The sequence below is a fragment of the Bacillus sp. AFS001701 genome (assembly GCF_002559405.1).
GTDB lineage: Bacteria > Bacillota > Bacilli > Bacillales > Bacillaceae_G > Gottfriedia.
This window is the reverse complement of sequence record NZ_NTZO01000786.1, coordinates 1-285: the sequence shown is the minus strand read 5'-3', so window position 1 is coordinate 285 and position 285 is coordinate 1. Positions and strand designations below refer to the sequence as shown.

Annotated in this window: 1 pseudogene; it reads right to left on the bottom strand. The window is 61.1% G+C overall.

From position 1 onward, the window contains the following. A pseudogene (locus CN514_RS25155) lies at positions 1 to 285 on the bottom strand (ABC transporter ATP-binding protein); the annotation flags it as partial.

Below are 285 nucleotides of genomic sequence, written 5' to 3'. Positions count from 1 at the left end.
TATCAAGCAGACGCTGCGTATAGGGGTGCTGAGGCGCTTTCAGCAGGGTGGCTGCGGTGTTCTGCTCGACGCAGCGTCCGTTTTGCATCACGGCGACGCTGTCGGCGAGCTTTCTCACAATGCTGAGATTATGGGTGATAAACAGCAGGCTCATGTTCAGTTCGTCACGCAACTCCCGCAGCAGCCGCAGAATTTGCGCCTGCACCGTCACGTCCAGCGCGGATACGGCCTCGTCGAGCACCACGATCTCGGGATCGATCGCGAGGGCGCGGGCGATCGCGACAC